We start from the raw sequence: 17,061 nt of genomic DNA, 5'->3' as shown, positions 1-17,061 counted from the left end.
GTGAAACAAATGCCCCGAATGTTCCTATCAAATATGGAAATGGGATAAAAAATGGCAGTGATGCATTAACCTTATACCTCCTTGCAACAATATAATGTGCAGTTTCATGTATCCCCAGTATAAACATCAATGGAAGTGAAAAGAAAACAAATCCGTAAAGCAGTTTATACTCTTCCGCAAATGTGCCGGGATGTACAAAGCTGCTGGCATATATAGAACCTACATATATCGTTGATACCAGTGTGAGAATAAGCATAATAAGATTAACTTTGTTGCTCCTGTATGAAGCTTTAGGGCGTATTCCCACTTCAACGTAATGTTCAACATCCAGTACCAGAAATGGTATGTAGCCCATAGGTACCAGAATTTTCCTTAATTCGTCAAACTGTGTGTTTATATCAGAATTGTCGCTGTCGAAAAAAAGGAATTTCATGCTTGCAGGGTTTGCAAGAACCTCGTAGGTATTGATTTTAGATTTTACTATATCAATAACTGGTCCGTACCCTTTATTATTTAGACAGTTATCAAGTGGAATATATAGAAATTGATAAATATAAATTGGAATATAATGAGGTGATATAATGGAGAAATTTACACCAGATGAAAAGGTAGCAATAGTAATGGAATCATTTACATCAAATAATATAGCAGAGCTATGCAGGAGGCATGGAGTATCTGTAGCCAGCTTCTATAAATGGAGGGATAAATTTATAGAATCAGGAAAAAAGGGATTCTATGAATCAGGTAGATCTGGAGAAAATGAATACCAGAAAGAGAATGAAAAATTAAAAAGACTGGTAGGTGACCAGGCTCTGGTTATAGATGAATTAAAAAAAAATTACAGAGGGAAGAGATAATGGAAGCAGTAAATAACCTTAGAAATAAACTATCAGTATCAAGGTTCTCTAAAATAACCGGAATACAGAGATCATACATCTACTATAACAGGAAAATTACAGTAAAGCATAAGAAATCAAGGATACCTGAAAATACAATAAATAGGGTACTGGAGATATCAGGAAAAAGGGTTACATACGGGCACAGGAGAATATGGGCTGTATTAAGGAATGAAGGGGTTAAAATAAACATAAAAACGGTAAGGAGAATAATAAAATCAAGGAATTTACAATTACCATATGCAAAGCATAAGAACAGGACAAACAAAAGGAATTTAACAAAGCCCTCAGACATAAACCAGCTATGGGAAACAGACATACACTATGTCAGCACACATAATGGGATGTACTATTTAATGGCTGTAAAGGATTGCTTTTCCAAAAGATGGATCTCATACAATTTCTCAAGGACATGCACAGCCAAAGATTGTGTAAAGCCAATAGAAGAGGCATATGCAATAAGGTACAGTAATTCTAATCTTAGTAATCTTGTACTGAGGACAGACAATGGAACACAGTATATAGCTAAAAGCTTTAAAGATACTGTAAGGTTACTGAATATTAAACATGAATACATTAAAAAGCAAACACCTGAGGATAATGGGGATATAGAGTCATTCCATAATTCATTGAAAACTGATTATATATGGCAGAATGACCTTGAAAGCTATGAAGACGCTAAGGAATTAATGGAATACGCCTTCAATGATTACAACAATTACAGGCCACATTCTTCTATAGGCTATTTAACACCTGTAGAATTTGAAAAACAATGGAACATCAGTGAAGAATTCAGGAATAAGTTTCTGGAAGATAGAATGAAAAGGGAGGAGAGAAGATTGAAAAGCAGGAAAATTAATATAAGCAGGAGGAATGAAAGTGTCTCAATATTACACTAAAAAACTGTCCAAATTTTGGGGGAACAGATCAGTAGTATACATATATTTATAGATGAATGATAATAAATTACCCTATATAAGTATTATAATCACTGCATATAAAAGGAAAGAATTTTTGCTAAATGCAATAAAAAGTGTTATAAATCAAACATTGGATAAAAATTACTATGAAATTATAATTATTAAAAACTTTATAGATAATAGAATTGACACTTATATTAAAAATAATCATATTACTGAAATTGTTAGCAAAGAAGAATCATTATTTGGGAAACTTGTTGAAGCACTAAATATAGCGAACGGGGAAATCATTTCATTTTTGGAAGATGATGATTTATTTTCTAATAATAAATTAGAAATTATATATAATAGATTCAAATATAATAAGAATCTATGTTATTATCATAACAATCATATAACAGTCAATGAAAAATATCAAAAAATTGATAGCAACCAGGAAACATTTAATTAACACATGGATATACTATAAATAGAAAGAATTCCATAATTGATTTGGAGTTGATGGAATCAAATCCCCAGCAAGAAGGGGCGGCTCCGATATAAGGAAGTTAAAGATAGAAAGTGAAGGGCTAATGAAAATTCTTGCAGAGCAAGATTTAGAGAATTTATTGTTAAGCGGGTCTTTAAAAAAGGATGATGATGTCATGGAAATGGTTTTTGAATACATAAATAAGGGTTTAAGGATAAGCAAAGTTGCAAGTATATCCAATATGTCCAGTTACAGTTTTTAGGAATACACCAGCAGTTAAAAATAACAATAAGCCTGTTAAAAATGAAATAGAAAACTCTGAATTTACATTAAGAAAGGATGAAAATAATACAGTAGTAATAGATAATTCAACTGTTGTAAATAACATTAAAAAACTATTATCGGTAAATTTGTATGCTATGGATATAAGAAAACAGCAAAATACCTTAACAGGCATGGATACATAATAAATAAAAAGAAAGTAAGGAGGCTAATGTCGGAGAACAATTTACTGAATTATCCCTATAATAATAGAAAACCAGCAACAAGGGTAATAAATACATAGTTAAAGTAAACAGTGCAAACCAGTATTGGAATTTGACATAAAGTATGTATATATACATAAAGAATCAGTCATGAGTAATGGGGAAGTTTACATTATTAAAAATTTAGCAAGTTGGATTATGTGAATAATGTTTGTATTTTCATAATATTATCTATATTCATATGTATATATTCGATAGTTACTATGAATCGTACCACTTTCCAGTATTTAGCCGTTATACATAACTCTCTGGTCTACATTGGATATCTGAAATGAGATTGGATCTGTTATGTCAAGTCTGGAAATACAGGATTTGGAATAGAATAGCTCAAATAACACTAGGCACCTATAGAAAAAAATATTAAAATAGTATCTCCTGTGTCTACATGTAAGAGGTTAGACACTTAATATCAGGTAAAGTTTTACTGAGAAGTTTTATATTATAATATTATATACCATTAAAATGGGAATTGAAGATATCGATTTAACAATTGTTTTAGCAACTCTGAACGAAATAGACAATCTTCCCCGACTTTGTTCTGATATAGATTCAATATTAAAAAATGCAAAAATAAAGTACCAGTTATTATTTGTTGATGATAACAGTAGCGATGGTACTAGAGAGTTTATTATCGAATACTGTAATAAAAATAAATTATCAAAATATATATTTAATGAACATAAAAAATCAACCCTTATAGCTAGATACCAGGGAATAAATCACTCAGATGGAAAATACATTATACTTATGGATTCTGATTTGCAACATCCACCAAAATACCTCGTAAATATATATAATGGTTTATTGGAAAATTATGACATTGTAATTGCCAGTAGATACGTTAAAGACGGTAGTTCGGGCAATAGAAAACCAATACGTGGTATTATATCCCGTGGAGCATCTTTGATGGCACAACTACTTTTGAAAAGCAGCAGACAGGTGAAGGACCCGGTATCGTGTTATATCGGCTTTAGAAAAGGGCTGAAGTTAGATATAGATGAGGCGTGGAGGGGGTATGAAATAGGTATTTTCTTAAGAGCCAGTAATAATAACGTTAAAATGAAGGAAATACCTTATAGATTCGCTGAAAGGGAAAATGGGAAATCAAAAGTAACTTCCAGTTTAAAATTCTTTAGAGTTTATATAATAGAATTATTATTAGCAAAGAGAGTTGAAATAAGAAATTATAAAACAATTTTTTGATATATATTTGCCGCTGCATAGGCATTCCAATATTAAAAATATTCATCAGCTCTATAATATAAAATTAAATTATTCCAATAGAATTATATTTCCAAAAAATTATTGTTTATTCTTGTTGAACCTTAATATAAATAAAAAGAAGGAAATGGCGATAATAACGCCTATAATTTTAAAGTATACTAAATCTATACTGATAAATCTATAATAATATAACGTAAACACTGAATAGAACACAATAATAGATATTATTAAAGATATTTCAATTAATTTAAGATTTAATGCGCTTGTGTTTCTATTCACTATCGAACTCAAGGGGTAAACAAAAACCGATGCAATAAATATAAATCCGAGAATTATGTATGGGTGCTGTAAAAGTGGATTTATCACTTCTCTNCCGCGTTAGACAGTCAGAAAGATTGTTGTCATGACACATTCCGCAGNNTGTTCCCGNTTCAACTACAGTTAGAATAAACATATACATCTTTCCCTCCGTCGAAAATTGATACACAGCAATTACGATGTTATGCTTTAATTGCCAGTCCGGTNCCTTTTGGCNCCAAACNCCTTNGAATTNTGGAAGCNANCAATTCATTCATTACTTNNTGAAGCTCTGTGAATCTTGTCGGAGTTAAAAACAAAGGTTAATCTGGGTACTAATTTTTCTTCTACAGAGCTGTATATTTTGTTGATAGAATATCCGTATGAATCTGCACCAGTTCCATTATATATTTTTACTACATAGGAATGTGAAGTTGTTTTATTTTCAATGGGAAATGCCAATCCTCCCGGATCACCTGAAGACCATAACCATAGGTAATAGGTTTTGTTGGAATCCAGCTGTACATTTTTGTAATTAAAATTTTCGTCAATCATATTGTACTGGTTCTGGCCGTAACTTTCAGTTGAAATTATTGATGATGTGTTTAATTGTGTTCCATTAAATGATGTAGTAATCATAGATTGCAGAATATAATAACCCGATAACATGTTTGAATCCAAAATAATATTGCTTAGCTGTTCAGAATTGTTCAACTTAAATGGATATACCATTGCATAGCTGTCATTCAAAAACAATGTTTTGTTAGCATTTGAATTTATAGTCTGGACATCATTGCCTGAATAACTCAGGTGTAATGATATGCTATTATTTCCTGGTGGTGTATACCTACCATTTAATAAATTGATACTTAATCGTTCTCCTGGAGTATAGGTACCTGCTTTTACAGAGTAATTCAAATTGTTTAATTCTGGTTTTCCTGTATAACCTTTTTCATAAAGTGCATATGAACCTGAAGCAGCTAAAAATCCATAATTATTTAGATTGGGTGGATTCGTAATATTGAAAAGAACGTAATTATTTTCAGGACCATAAAACCATGTATTATATGCATATGAACTGACAATAGGCAACTCATTTACTCCCGTGGTAACTTTGGCATTACCGGGTATCAGGGATGCAAGCTGGGCAACTCCATAGTCATTCGAGTTTACAGGAGAAACAGGATTGGTTACCATAGGTGCAACAACGTTTGATATCAATAATATCAACGTAACTATCAGGGCAAGATAGGCAATTCTGTTTACCACTTTCTTTCTGTCGCCGTCTTCAAGCATACTGTGTATTTTATAAAGTCCTAATATAGCGGAAATGGCAGCGAATGGTATTATATATGAATCATAATAAACACCTATACTCCAGTATGGTGAAAATGTTGATATGGAATATGTCAAAAACCACGGCAATTCAAGCAATGCAAATGGACTTAGAAAAGATAGGAAGAGAAAGGGGGAATTTAAATACATTAAGCTATCTATTTTTGATGAAATATCTGTTTTAAAATCTTTAATTATAGCAGAAAAAGAGGAGATATTGGAACCGGCTATATTACTTGTTATAGCGTGTGAACCGTGTGAAAAATATAATATTAAATATTTATCCCCGTAAAAAAATCCTATGGATATTATTAGCAATATTATTCCGATAGAAAAATAGGAACGAAAATTTTTAAGTTCTGATAACTGAGATTTTATAACTTTAAATTGTTCTACAGGTCTTTTAATTAAATTCTTTATGCTGGAGATTTTAATTTTATCATACAAAAATAATAATATAAGGTATAAACCAAAGAATCCACCTATTACAGGATTAAACTCCATTGTAGACAGAGCGAGTATAAATGTTATTCCAAATGCTACGTATCTCTTCGCATCAAAAAAATAATATGAATATATTATAAATCCCATGAATAAAGTTAAAGTTTCAAATGGATTGTCATGGATATATGGATTTAACAAAAAAACCGTTGCCATTAAAAACGAGGCTTTGTCATTGTGCAATTTCTTCTGAGCTAACAAGAATAGCGGTATGCTTGCGGAATAAATCAGTACACTTTGAATAATGTATAAATTTATGAAGCTATGCCATACAGCGAAGAATGGTAACAATAATATTAATATTTCAGAAGCATGCACACTAAAATAGGAACCGCCTGGAACGGTATTTACAAAAGGCTGATGATAAAACGCAGACAATAGTGATTGCAATGATGTTGTTGTATCCACTATTCCTCCGTTATTTAAATTATATACATTGAAAATTATATACCACAGATTTATCAATATCCATAAAACCGTGAACGAAATTAATAAATAAAAATAATTTATTTTGTATCTCACTACATTGACTAATAATGATTACTATTTAACTATTTTGAACTTCTTCTACAAAATTATCCATATTATAATAAAAATTTTTAAATGAAAATCTGTCCATTGAATTTATTATAGTTTTTACAATGTCAAAATCTATATTTTTTATCCGCTCCACCGCGTCATCAACGCTATTAAACCCATATCCATACCTGCCATGTTCTATTATATCTTCCCATGGCCCGCCACTTTCAGGAACAACCGGCACCAATCCATATGACATCGCTTCTAATATTGAAATTCCGTAATTCTCCCTCCTGTTCATATGCATATATATTGAGGCTTTTTTTAATAATTCAATTTTATCATGTTCATTTATGTTTGCCTTAATTTCTACATTACTAGGTTTGTTTTTTATCAGGTTCCTATAATATTCCTCATCTCCTCTATTCAATGCACCCGCTATTATAAATCTGTAATTTTTTAATTTCTCGGCTATCTTTAACAATACTTCATAATTTTTGCGTATATCTATCCTGCCTATGCTTATAACTAAATTGTTATCTTTCATTGACAAATCGGTATTATCCGCGTGTTCTACGGGAATGTATATTAATCGCATAAGATTAGGTTTTATATTTAATAGAGGGAACAATTTCCTGGAAATTTGTAAAGTATATTTGCTATTAACGAAAAAATTAGCGTTGTTATATAAATTATACATACCGCTTTTTTTGATAAAATTAAAAATTATTTTATTTTTTATATTTCCATATTCATCAATTATCTGATCAAGAAAAGAAAAACCGTGCAAAGCATTAATATCTGCTTTGTATAGAAACATATTTGGATGGTTATTAAAAACTAAATCGAACTGGTTCTGTATATAGTGCCTTAGGAATTTTTTTGTTCTTGCTACGTAATAATATAAAGAGGGAAGTTTCATGTTTTCCCTGAAATAATAGGGGGTTTCTATTATATTTTCATACTTTATATATGTATGCTCCCTGTCAACAGCCAGATACGTCTGACCATAATTTTCATTAAAATAATCCAGTAATAGCTTGGATAAAATCTGACCACCGCCAATTCTAGAAAATTCGTCTATCAATAAGACTTTCATTAAAAGTTAATGCGGTTTATATATAAATTAATTTAGTCTTATATATCGATTAATATGATATTACAAATTCATATATATAATCATAAGGGATTGATAGAGAAATACATTGCAGAAAAACTCTGGGCAATACTTCAATAAATTTATTAAATACAGAATAATAACAAAAATGCCATTTGAAATTACAGACGACCCAATAATTAAAGATGTAAAACTAGTAAATAGTAAAAAATTCGATGATAATAGGGGATTCTTTGAAGAAGTATACAGGGAGAAAATTTTGGAGGATTTCAATATACAGAATAAATTTTCACAGGTAAATCTATCATTCTCAAAAAAAAATGTTTTCCGTGGATTCCATTTCCAGTTAAATCCTGAACTTCAGGGAAAGCTAATTACAGTAATATCAGGCAAAATAATTGATTACGGAATAGATTTAAGAAAAGACTCTAAATCATTTAAATGCCATGTAGAATATGAAATAACCAGTGGCAAAATGATATATATACCGGAAGGTTTTGCCCATGGTTTTCTTGCACTGGAAGATTCATATGTACTTTATTTGACCACAAATGAGTTTAACCAGTCTCTTGACTCTGGAATAAGGTATGATGATAAAGAATTAAATATAAGCCTGCCTGATAACATAATAATATCAGAAAAGGATAAAAAATTAAAACATTTAAATGAACTGGCTCTAGATTTTTAATCCCATTTTAATTTCCATGGCTCCTCGGACAGGGTATTGTTTCCTATCAATGGCCTCCACCATTTTTCATTGTTAATGTACCATTCAACCGTTAATTTTAAGGCATCCGGGAAACCATATTCCGGTTTCCATCCCAGACTTTTTAATTTATCTGATCTTATTGAATATCTCACATCATGCCCTGGCCTGTCAGAAACGTATTTGAGGTTCCCTTTCTTTCCCATTAGATCAAAAATTTTCTCCACTATATCGATATTTTCCAGCTCATGGTTTGAAGATATATTATATATCTCACCATATTTTCCTTTGAATAGCACAGTCAATATAGCTCTGACATTATCTTCTGTATAAATCCAGTCCCTTATATTTTTGCCACTTCCATATAATGGTATATCAAGATTCAATAGATTTCTTATAATTGTTTTGGGTATCAATTTCTCAGGGAACTGGTATTTTCCGAAGTTATTTGATGTCCTCGTTACCATGGTTTTTATTCCATATGTCCTGAAATACGATAATGCAAGGAGTGAAGAAGCAGCTTTGGATGCAGAATAGGGCGATGAAGGCTTAAGCATATCCTGCTCTATGAAAGAACCATTTACTATATCGCCATATTCCTCGTCTGTGCCTATATTAATCAGTACAGGGTCATTCTTTGATTTTCTTATGCATTCCAGCAAATTAAGAACACCATTTATATTTTCTGAAACGAAGCTCTGAGGATTGGCTATGCTTCTGTCAACATGTGATTCTGCTGCAAAATTTATTATGTAATCTGTATTGTCAATTATTTCTGTTATATCATCTCCAATAGATTTTCTAATAAATTTATATTTATCTGAACTTATTTCTATATTATTTAAATTTGAACCGTATGATAGTTTATCAAGATTAATTATATAATCTTCATAATTTTTGTGCAGATAGTTAATAAAATTAGAGCCGATAAATCCAGCACCTCCGGTTACCAGGAATGTTTTCATACAGGTTAATCAATAGGTTTTAAATTAAATTATCCATATTCTTTTTGAACTCATTTAAATTATAATCAATGTCATCAAAACTGAATTTCAGTAGAGCCTTTGCTTTTTCATTATTTAATGATGAATCGTACGGCCTCTTTGCGATAAATTTTACGGAATTGTAATCCGTTTTATTTATTAGAGCTTTATTTAACCCGAATTTATCCGCTATTTTTAATGCAAATTCATACCTTGATAATCTGGGGCCGGAAACATTCAGGATTCCGGTTAACTTTAAATCTAGCAGTTTTGATATTGAATGTGCTAGTACATTAGCATTTACCGGTGAATAATAATTGTCAAATGCATTTATGCCACTGTTATTTCTTAATCTGTCTATTACATACAATGGAAAATTATTCTTTGCTCCGTATACGCCTGAGGTCCTTATTATCAATGAGTTTTGATAAGAATTTGCATAGGTATCCCCTATTAATTTTGACAATCCATAATAATTAATGGGATAGGATATATCATCTTCGGTGTAATTTCCCTTATTGCCATTAAAAACATAATCTGTTGATACATGAATTAAGTATTTATTATTCTCCCTGCAATAATCTCCAATATATTTCATTGATAAACCATTTATATAATATGCACTGTCAATCTCGATTTCACATTTATCCACACTTGTCATCGCTGCACAGTTAATTACTGTATCAAAGCTATATTTATCAAGAGTATTTTCTATATTGTTTACATTTCTTAAATCAATAACATCGTGTGAGAGCGGTATGCTATTTTCTAAAATGGATGATAATGCCTTTCCGAGCTGGCCACCGGAACCAATTATTAAAGTTTTCATTAACAACATTATAATATTATTTTATTTATGTTTATATTCCTGCAACTGGAAGAAATTCATAGCAACAAATAGTTAAATATATCAGACATATAGCCAATTTATGAAAGGGATTATATTGCATGGCGGTGCCGGCACGAGATTGAGGCCATTGACACATACAGGCCCCAAACAGTTGATACCCATAGCAAACAAGCCGATGTCCCAGTATGTACTGGAGTATTTAACAGATGCTGGAATAAATGATATTTGTATGATACTTGGCGATATATCGCCTGAAAAGGTAAAGGATTACTATGGGGATGGATCTGAATTTGACTGCAATATTCAATACATAGATCAGGGTGCGCCCCTCGGTATCGCCAACGCAGTATCTCTAACCAGTAATTTTGTTGGGAACGATAAGTTTGTAGTTATTTTAGGGGATAATTTAATAGAGGGCAAAATTAAAACATTTATGGATAAATTTGAGAAATCTAATTATGATGCTTTTATTGTTCTGACAAAGTCAATGCACCCGAAAGATTTTGGTGTTGCTGAGTTTCGCGATAATAAGCTTATAAATCTTATAGAGAAGCCCGAAAACCCTCCATCTAATTATGTACTTACAGGCATATACTTTTTTACTCCACTAATATTTGATTATATAAAAAAGTTGAAACCATCCTGGAGGAATGAATACGAAATTACAGAAGCGATCCAGCTGCTCTTAAAGGATAATAAGAATATTGGATATGATATAATAGATGGATGGTGGAAAGATACAGGCACAGTTGATGATATACTTGCTGCAAATATGCTCATACTGGATAGAGGCAAAAACATTGAGGAAAGAGCTAATGTAAAAGGAAAAGTAGCAATCGGGAAAAACGTTGTTTTATCAGATGATTCACTTATCAGGGGCCCGGCTATCATTGGAGATAATACTGTTATACAGGATAAAACGTTTATAGGGCCATATACAAGTATAGGCGATAACTGCACCATAAAAAAGGCGTCAATTGAGAACTCTATAATAATGGATAATTCAAATATAGATACGGAAAATACAATAGTCGATTCCATAATTGGAGAAAATTCTGTTATCATGAATGCAAATTTATTAAAACCCGCTGGAAAACGCTTATTGCTGGGCGAGAATTCAAGAATATATATTTAATAGAATTTTCTACAAAAACCTAATAATTTCTACAGCTATACAGAATCGCGTATTTATAAAATGCCATTATAATATGAGATTAATTTTTCCTTTATAGTTGAAGAAGCATAATATTTTGCCCTTTCATAGCCTTTTTTTACATAATATTCGTGGTTGTCCATTATACCGTATATACCTTCCACATTTTCCTTTAATTCCTCAGGGTTTACAAGCAATGCAGCCCCGTTTGAAACTTCTTTAATTACATCTATGTTTGATGTAAGCACAGGCAACCCTGTTTTAAAAGCTTCAACCACCGGATAGCCAAAACCTTCTTCAAGTGTTGGAAGGAATAACATGTCTGAAGCATTGTATATTTTATTTATTTTTACAGTATCCACGTCATTGAATGTAATGCTATCACCTACCGGAATACCTACCCGGACAAGTTTGAAGGAGCTATCCAGATTATCCATCACACTTTTAACCATGGGGATATTCTTTCTCGGCTGGTCAGATGATACAGATAGTATGAGTTTTTTATCCAGAGGGAGACCTAATTCTTTCCGCAATTGTTCTTTGCTGGACATCGGAAAAAAAGAGTTTGGAATGTAAGGTGGAATAACGGTGATATTTTTATCGTTTACTTTGAATTCCGATATTAACTGATTTTTGATGTGTGATGTCAGTGTAACAATGTTATCATATTTCAGATATTCTTTAATATACTTTTTTATGAAATGTTAGTGTGTTGTATAATTAATATGCATGTGTCATCCCCCTCATAATATTGTAATTAACAACCTTAAGAGCTAATTCCTGTATAATATACTCTATTTTCTTAGCTTTAATAACCTCTGACATTACCCTCTTTAATCCTGAAAAATATATTTCTACAATCCACCTTTTACCATAGCTATTATTCTCCTTCCACTGTTCCATAGAATTCTTTTTAATATATCTTACAATCTTAGCCCTTGCAGATGAACCTCTGGATTTAGTAGAAGCATTTTTCCTGGGTGGTATTACTGCATTATATCCGAACATATTATAGATATACTTTGAATCGTATCCCTTATCCCCAAATATTCTTAGAATATTATTTTTCATCTTACTCAATAGTTTTCTAGCAGCCTTAGAGTCATGTGTATGCTCATCTGTTATAGTAAATGATAATACATTAACATCCTTCAATGATATTATTACATGTAATTTTATCCATCCCTTCCTTTTCTTATGCCATTTATGGCCTAAGTAATCTCCCCTTATTGTTATCTTATATCCAGTAGAATCTATAATGCAATCCAGTTTACTGTTAGTATTATTCAATTCTGGCTGAATTCTCCTTATCCTCCTGAATATTTCACTGTATGATATTGATTTTATTCCTGTTATAATTGCTAAGGATCTCAATATCCCTTCAAGTGACCTGAACGGTACATTAAATATAGATCTTAATCTTGCTAAATACATTATCAATGCATCAGGAACTTTGTATGGATGGCCTATTTTTCCACTATTCTTTTCCTCTAATAGAGTATCATAATCCTTTATAAATGATAAATCTGTAAGGTATTCCACCCTGTCTACAAGTGATTCATTATACTTTTCCCATCTTCTGTTGGAACCAATCCAGTATCTTTTTATACTTCTATTTATTTTATTATTGATTTGTGGTGTCAAAGCAAATCGCCCCTATATTTCACTATATAGGGGTTTTCCTTTTAAGTTTTAAATTTATTATGGGATAATTATTAAATTAAAATGAATTATGCAACACACTATATGAAATGTTGTTTTATATTTTCCATAGTACTATCATTTTCTATATTCCTGTGAAATGGAATGACATCATGGATTGTAATTACCATTTTTTTATTTCTAAAAACAGGCTTTATAGTTTGTGATGTTATGTGTATTATATCATTAGTATGGTTTATAGTATTTATTCCGGATTTGAATGCCATCCCTGAGATAGTATAATTCAATAAGGGTGATTTGAATCCGATATATGGTTTCTCATAAAAACTATCTAAAAATTTGCGGTTAAAAAGAAACTGGTATATTTTGCTTTCGGGTGCGAGCAAAAGATATAGATCCTGGGCATATTTGCCTACTCCTGTTAATGTTGAATCAGTTGTGACATATGTAACCACTCTTCCATATGGAAAATGCCTATTAAAAATATTTCGATGATAATGTGGAGTTATCCCATTATACGTACTATAATTTATACGAGCACATACAAACTTTAACATTTTAATGTGCAATTAAGATTTTTACAGTTTCAATTTATCTAACATTTATTTCTTTATGTAACCATGCATATCGTGTGTGTTCTCCAGAATCATTATATTCCCAGGGACATATATGTCAATTATTGTGTAATTACTATTTGTTAAACCATCGTTAACTATATTCTGCAGGGAATAGTTCCCACCATATGTGGCCCAGAATGAATTATTCTGGATAATTATATACTGGTATTTTGATAAATTCATATAGTATCCTGGTGTATATGGACTTACATATACATGTAGATAGTTGCTGAAATATGGCATTAATGTGTTTTCTGTCAATATATATGCATTTTTTGGGAGATACCCTGACATATTGATGAGATATGTGGCACTCCCGCATGGTATTTCTTTATTTATATCGTTCATTACACTTCCAGGGGGTGTCTGTTCCAATTCTAATGGCGCTAAGATTCCATATGGTAGGGATATGACCAGTACCAGGACTATTAATATAGATACTATAGCAATTCCTGTCCTTTCAGGTTTATAACTTAGAATCTTTTGTAGTTTTAATCTTAGTTGTTTCGAATGATGGTACATATATTTTCCAAGCCTGATCAGGTTATACGCCCCCATTATGGCTGATATATAGATAGCACCCAACAACATTGCAAAATACTGGTATCCAAGCTGATAGTATGAGGCATATGACGATGGGATTGCATATAGCATATATGGTATAGATAGAATAAGTGACATTGGTGAAAAAAAAGGCAGGTAAAGATTGGACTTTAACAGAAGATTAATGAAGAATACCTTTTCCCCATGATTGGAGCTGATAATTGATATGAATTCACCTGGTTTTTCAATCAGCAATAATATCAATCCGATTGGGGATCCTGCAGGAGTTCCAGTTTCTCCTGTTGTGGGGAGAATGGAAAATGAAGATATTCCTGCTATACGGAGTTTTATAATCCCTGCGAGCAGAATATATCCATATAGCAATACTATGGCTAATATGAAGATAGAAACGCTTGCAATTCTCCTGGAGTTTGTATTACGCACAAACCAGGTATTAATTTTCTTGCCTCTGTATGTATGAAGAAATAGGAATTCATACAATAAAAGTACACCCACGATGTAAACAAAATTCGCATGTAAAGATATTATGAATATTATGGAGACAATATGCAGGATTCTCCGTTCTGCTAGGAATGAGTAAAATGCCAACAAGAAGAAGAAGGGCAGAAATGCCATATTGTGAAAAGAGAAGGATACCAAACTTTCAGAAAATGGCGAAAACTCATATGACAGTAAAAACCCTATTGATACAAGAAATAGTATCTTTTCAGATTTTATATGGTCTTTTAATAGATTTGTAGAAATAAGGTATACAATATATCCTGCTAGGGCGATAAATATATCTTCAAAAATCATCAGGGTAATAGGAGAAGGAAACAAATAATAAAGTGGAACTTCTATAAATTTAAACAATGTGAAATGCTGCGCCAATGCATTTTCACCCATCAAAGACGTATAGAAACTTCCGGTGTGAAGAAAACTATAAAGTTCCTGTGCATTTAAACCGAGGTCAAATGCAGATGTTCCAAGGGAGTAATACTGCCGGATAGAAAATATTGAATATGCTATAGCGAACGAAATGGCTACTAAAAACGCCAGAAAATCTTTTTTATGGTGATGAATGTATTGAGGTATTCTTTCATGAAGGTTAGAAAGCATCTAAATCTATAAGTAAATATTATTAATTAATGTATTCTTTTACGGTTAGTAACTAACATTAGCATAATTATATCGAGAAACTATTTCAACCAGTTCTGAGTAAAATAATGCGTGGAAGGCGGGTTATTTACAGGAATATACAATATGCTGAAATCTTACAGGAAGTGGAACCTTATAGTATATTAAATTCATATTGATTCAAACCTATGAACTCCTACAATATTCCAGAAAAGCTAAATAGTTTGATAGTTTTCTTAAGCATAAGGTTGAGACAGAATGACTGAACAAATGGATATAATACGTATCACACAATGGGCACATAGTGGATATTTTCCCAAGGATTTTTATGAAATTTTCAATGTTCCCTATCCTACTTACCCGGAGATTTCAAAAGCCATTTCAACTTTACATGAACTGTTTGAGAATTATTCATGGTATTTGGAAAATATTTCTAAAGACAATACAAGGAATAAAACCGAGAGCTACTTTAAACTTTTACTTGAAGATATTTTTGGAGAGTTATCAATTTCGGTCAAGTTGGCTGGGGAAGGATATATTAAATATTCCTTAAGGGGAATTAGATCAGCATTAGATCTCCTTTTTGCAGGTTTATTTACTGTTTCGTCATGGAGTCCTGAGGATATAAAAAATAAAGATAGTATAAATCCATTTGCTAATGCCTTTTTTTCTGGGTATTGGGGAAAATTGACACCTTTAAATCTGGATGATTTAGTTCTTTCTACGTTAGAATCTAATGTAGATAGGAAATCTGTTAAAAGCTCTTTGCATGCAGTATCGGAAAAATTTTACCCGGAAATATTTTCAGAATTGGGTTTGGATTATACTAAAACATCAAAAAAGGAGAAAAAAATAAAACATTTCTTGGAAAATTCACTTGGTATATTTTTTATGAATACGATAAAATATATTGATAGTGATGGGTGGTCCACAATTAAAAAAGAGGTTTTTGGCAATGTTGAATATTTCTATTTAATGTTACTGAGTAGTGACGAGTTTTCTTTGAGAGCTTGTGGGAATCATGAAGTTGAATTATCGGAAAGTTTAAAAAAGAAAATCAGCATTAATGAGAATTCATCCACTGAATCAATACAAAACATTAAGTCATTGATGTTCACCGGACCGGAATTCGATGATGAAACAGTAACTGGTTTATGTGATTATTGTGATAATAAAGCAACGATTTATGCGTTGATTTCAAGGCCTGATACCAGGTTAATGTCTAATCTCATAAAAGTTCAATTACAAAAGGATGAACTGGAGAGCATTAATTCATGCATTATAGATTCATTTGCTCTAATAGGGAAGCATGTAACTGGTTATTTTGGCGACATAATTTATTCGGAAATATATTCCCGACTCAATGACTATGCACATTCAAATATTGTAAGAGAGCCTAGCATTTCAGAATGGTTTGATGATTTCTTCTTACCTACATCCACTGTATTACAATGTATATTAGCGAGGCCATTGTGGGGAGATACTCAAAATTGAGCGAAGTACAATTTAAAGGCAGGATTCGATTATTACCCATAAATTAGGAAGAGAGTATATAGATTCATTTTGCATATATATTAATGAATGAAC

The 17,061-nt window shown here is 31.6% G+C and carries 17 protein-coding genes; 9 read left to right on the top strand and 8 right to left on the bottom strand.

Annotation, left to right across the window (positions count from 1 at the left end):
- The first annotated feature begins 581 nt into the window (after positions 1-581).
- The 6 genes from FACI_RS09680 to FACI_RS09660 all read left to right on the top strand — a co-directional run bounded on the left by FACI_RS09680 (position 582) and on the right by FACI_RS09660 (position 4,033).
- A complete protein-coding gene (locus FACI_RS09680; RefSeq protein WP_009886710.1) occupies positions 582-857 on the top strand; it encodes a transposase in 276 nt (91 codons plus the stop codon).
- Positions 857-1,795 (top strand): IS3 family transposase, encoded by a 939-nt coding sequence (locus FACI_RS09895; RefSeq protein ID WP_009886709.1) that lies wholly within the window; start codon positions 857-859, stop codon positions 1,793-1,795. The genes FACI_RS09680 and FACI_RS09895 overlap by 1 nt, the downstream gene beginning before the upstream one ends.
- Before the next feature lie 52 nt (positions 1,796-1,847).
- Positions 1,848-2,267 carry a glycosyltransferase gene (locus tag FACI_RS09670; RefSeq protein ID WP_019841840.1) on the top strand — a complete coding sequence of 140 codons (420 nt, stop codon included), beginning with the start codon at positions 1,848-1,850 and terminating at the stop codon, positions 2,265-2,267.
- Positions 2,268-2,509: 242 nt separating this feature from the next.
- Positions 2,510-2,752 carry a hypothetical protein gene (locus FACI_RS09665; RefSeq protein ID WP_009888161.1) on the top strand — a complete coding sequence of 81 codons (243 nt, stop codon included), beginning with the start codon at positions 2,510-2,512 and terminating at the stop codon, positions 2,750-2,752.
- Positions 2,683-2,850 carry an IS3 family transposase gene (locus FACI_RS10500; RefSeq protein ID WP_084593871.1) on the top strand — a complete coding sequence of 56 codons (168 nt, stop codon included), beginning with the start codon at positions 2,683-2,685 and terminating at the stop codon, positions 2,848-2,850. The genes FACI_RS09665 and FACI_RS10500 overlap by 70 nt, the downstream gene beginning before the upstream one ends.
- A gap of 442 nt (positions 2,851-3,292) precedes the next feature.
- Positions 3,293-4,033, top strand: a complete 741-nt coding sequence (locus tag FACI_RS09660; protein WP_009888159.1) for a glycosyltransferase — start codon at positions 3,293-3,295, stop codon at positions 4,031-4,033.
- Positions 4,034-4,621: 588 nt separating this feature from the next.
- On the opposite strand, the gene FACI_RS09655 is transcribed toward FACI_RS09660, so the two are convergent.
- Together FACI_RS09655 and FACI_RS09650 are read right to left on the bottom strand one after the other, a co-directional pair.
- The gene (locus tag FACI_RS09655) at positions 4,622-6,595 is read right to left on the bottom strand and encodes a DUF2079 domain-containing protein (protein ID WP_187288949.1); all 1,974 of its coding nucleotides are present in this window, start codon (positions 6,593-6,595) and stop codon (positions 4,622-4,624) included.
- Positions 6,596-6,734: 139 nt separating this feature from the next.
- Positions 6,735-7,805 (bottom strand): glycosyltransferase family 4 protein, encoded by a 1,071-nt coding sequence (locus FACI_RS09650; RefSeq protein ID WP_009888155.1) that lies wholly within the window; start codon positions 7,803-7,805, stop codon positions 6,735-6,737.
- A gap of 166 nt (positions 7,806-7,971) precedes the next feature.
- Here FACI_RS09650 and rfbC point away from each other — a divergent pair, with 166 nt between their 5' ends.
- A complete protein-coding gene (rfbC, locus tag FACI_RS09645; RefSeq protein WP_019841836.1) occupies positions 7,972-8,511 on the top strand; it encodes a dTDP-4-dehydrorhamnose 3,5-epimerase in 540 nt (179 codons plus the stop codon).
- Here rfbC and rfbB read toward each other — a convergent pair.
- Both rfbB and FACI_RS09635 read right to left on the bottom strand, forming a co-directional pair.
- On the bottom strand, positions 8,508-9,494 hold the full coding sequence (gene rfbB / locus FACI_RS09640; RefSeq protein ID WP_009888151.1) for a dTDP-glucose 4,6-dehydratase: 987 nt from the start codon (positions 9,492-9,494) through the stop codon (positions 8,508-8,510). The two genes, rfbC and rfbB, sit on opposite strands and share 4 nt — an antisense overlap.
- Positions 9,495-9,513: 19 nt before the next feature.
- Positions 9,514-10,341, bottom strand: coding sequence for an SDR family oxidoreductase (locus FACI_RS09635; RefSeq protein WP_009888150.1), 828 nt, complete (start codon positions 10,339-10,341; stop codon positions 9,514-9,516).
- Positions 10,342-10,441: 100 nt separating this feature from the next.
- On the opposite strand from FACI_RS09635, the gene FACI_RS09630 reads away from it, so the two are divergent.
- The gene (locus FACI_RS09630; RefSeq protein ID WP_009888148.1) at positions 10,442-11,497 is read left to right on the top strand and encodes a glucose-1-phosphate thymidylyltransferase; all 1,056 of its coding nucleotides are present in this window, start codon (positions 10,442-10,444) and stop codon (positions 11,495-11,497) included.
- Positions 11,498-11,550: 53 nt separating this feature from the next.
- On the opposite strand, the gene FACI_RS09625 is transcribed toward FACI_RS09630, so the two are convergent.
- From FACI_RS09625 to FACI_RS09610, 4 genes are all read right to left on the bottom strand, one after another.
- On the bottom strand, positions 11,551-12,048 hold the full coding sequence (locus FACI_RS09625) for a glycosyltransferase (protein WP_187288948.1): 498 nt from the start codon (positions 12,046-12,048) through the stop codon (positions 11,551-11,553).
- 187 nt (positions 12,049-12,235) lie between these two features.
- On the bottom strand, positions 12,236-13,159 hold the full coding sequence (locus FACI_RS09620; RefSeq protein WP_009888144.1) for an IS5 family transposase: 924 nt from the start codon (positions 13,157-13,159) through the stop codon (positions 12,236-12,238).
- Between the two features lie 98 nt (positions 13,160-13,257).
- Complete coding sequence (locus FACI_RS09615) at positions 13,258-13,632, bottom strand: glycosyltransferase family protein (RefSeq protein WP_009888143.1); 375 nt, start codon at positions 13,630-13,632, stop codon at positions 13,258-13,260.
- A 147-nt stretch (positions 13,633-13,779) separates the two neighbouring features.
- Positions 13,780-15,456: a DUF2079 domain-containing protein gene (locus FACI_RS09610; protein ID WP_009888141.1), complete on the bottom strand. Its 1,677-nt coding sequence runs from the start codon at positions 15,454-15,456 to the stop codon at positions 13,780-13,782.
- 276 nt (positions 15,457-15,732) lie between these two features.
- Between FACI_RS09610 and FACI_RS09605 the strand changes: the two genes are divergently transcribed.
- Positions 15,733-16,968, top strand: a complete 1,236-nt coding sequence (locus FACI_RS09605) for a hypothetical protein (RefSeq protein WP_009888136.1) — start codon at positions 15,733-15,735, stop codon at positions 16,966-16,968.
- Positions 16,969-17,061: the final 93 nt, after the last annotated feature.

This window comes from Ferroplasma acidarmanus Fer1 (assembly GCF_000152265.2).
In the GTDB taxonomy this organism is placed as follows: domain Archaea; phylum Thermoplasmatota; class Thermoplasmata; order Thermoplasmatales; family Thermoplasmataceae; genus Ferroplasma; species Ferroplasma acidiphilum.
Note: the sequence above shows the minus strand (reverse complement) of the source record. Positions and strands in the feature narration are given on the sequence as shown.

Coding starts and splice junctions, on each gene's coding strand:
- FACI_RS09680 (WP_009886710.1), top strand. CDS start 582: ATGGAGAAATTTACACCAGATGAAAAGGTAGCAATAGTAATGGAATCA.
- FACI_RS09895 (WP_009886709.1), top strand. CDS start 857: ATGGAAGCAGTAAATAACCTTAGAAATAAACTATCAGTATCAAGGTTC.
- FACI_RS09670 (WP_019841840.1), top strand. CDS start 1,848: ATGAATGATAATAAATTACCCTATATAAGTATTATAATCACTGCATAT.
- FACI_RS09660 (WP_009888159.1), top strand. CDS start 3,293: ATGGGAATTGAAGATATCGATTTAACAATTGTTTTAGCAACTCTGAAC.
- FACI_RS09650 (WP_009888155.1), bottom strand. CDS start 7,805: ATGAAAGTCTTATTGATAGACGAATTTTCTAGAATTGGCGGTGGTCAG.
- rfbC (WP_019841836.1), top strand. CDS start 7,972: ATGCCATTTGAAATTACAGACGACCCAATAATTAAAGATGTAAAACTA.
- rfbB (WP_009888151.1), bottom strand. CDS start 9,494: ATGAAAACATTCCTGGTAACCGGAGGTGCTGGATTTATCGGCTCTAAT.
- FACI_RS09635 (WP_009888150.1), bottom strand. CDS start 10,341: ATGAAAACTTTAATAATTGGTTCCGGTGGCCAGCTCGGAAAGGCATTA.
- FACI_RS09630 (WP_009888148.1), top strand. CDS start 10,442: ATGAAAGGGATTATATTGCATGGCGGTGCCGGCACGAGATTGAGGCCA.
- FACI_RS09610 (WP_009888141.1), bottom strand. CDS start 15,456: ATGCTTTCTAACCTTCATGAAAGAATACCTCAATACATTCATCACCAT.
- FACI_RS09605 (WP_009888136.1), top strand. CDS start 15,733: ATGACTGAACAAATGGATATAATACGTATCACACAATGGGCACATAGT.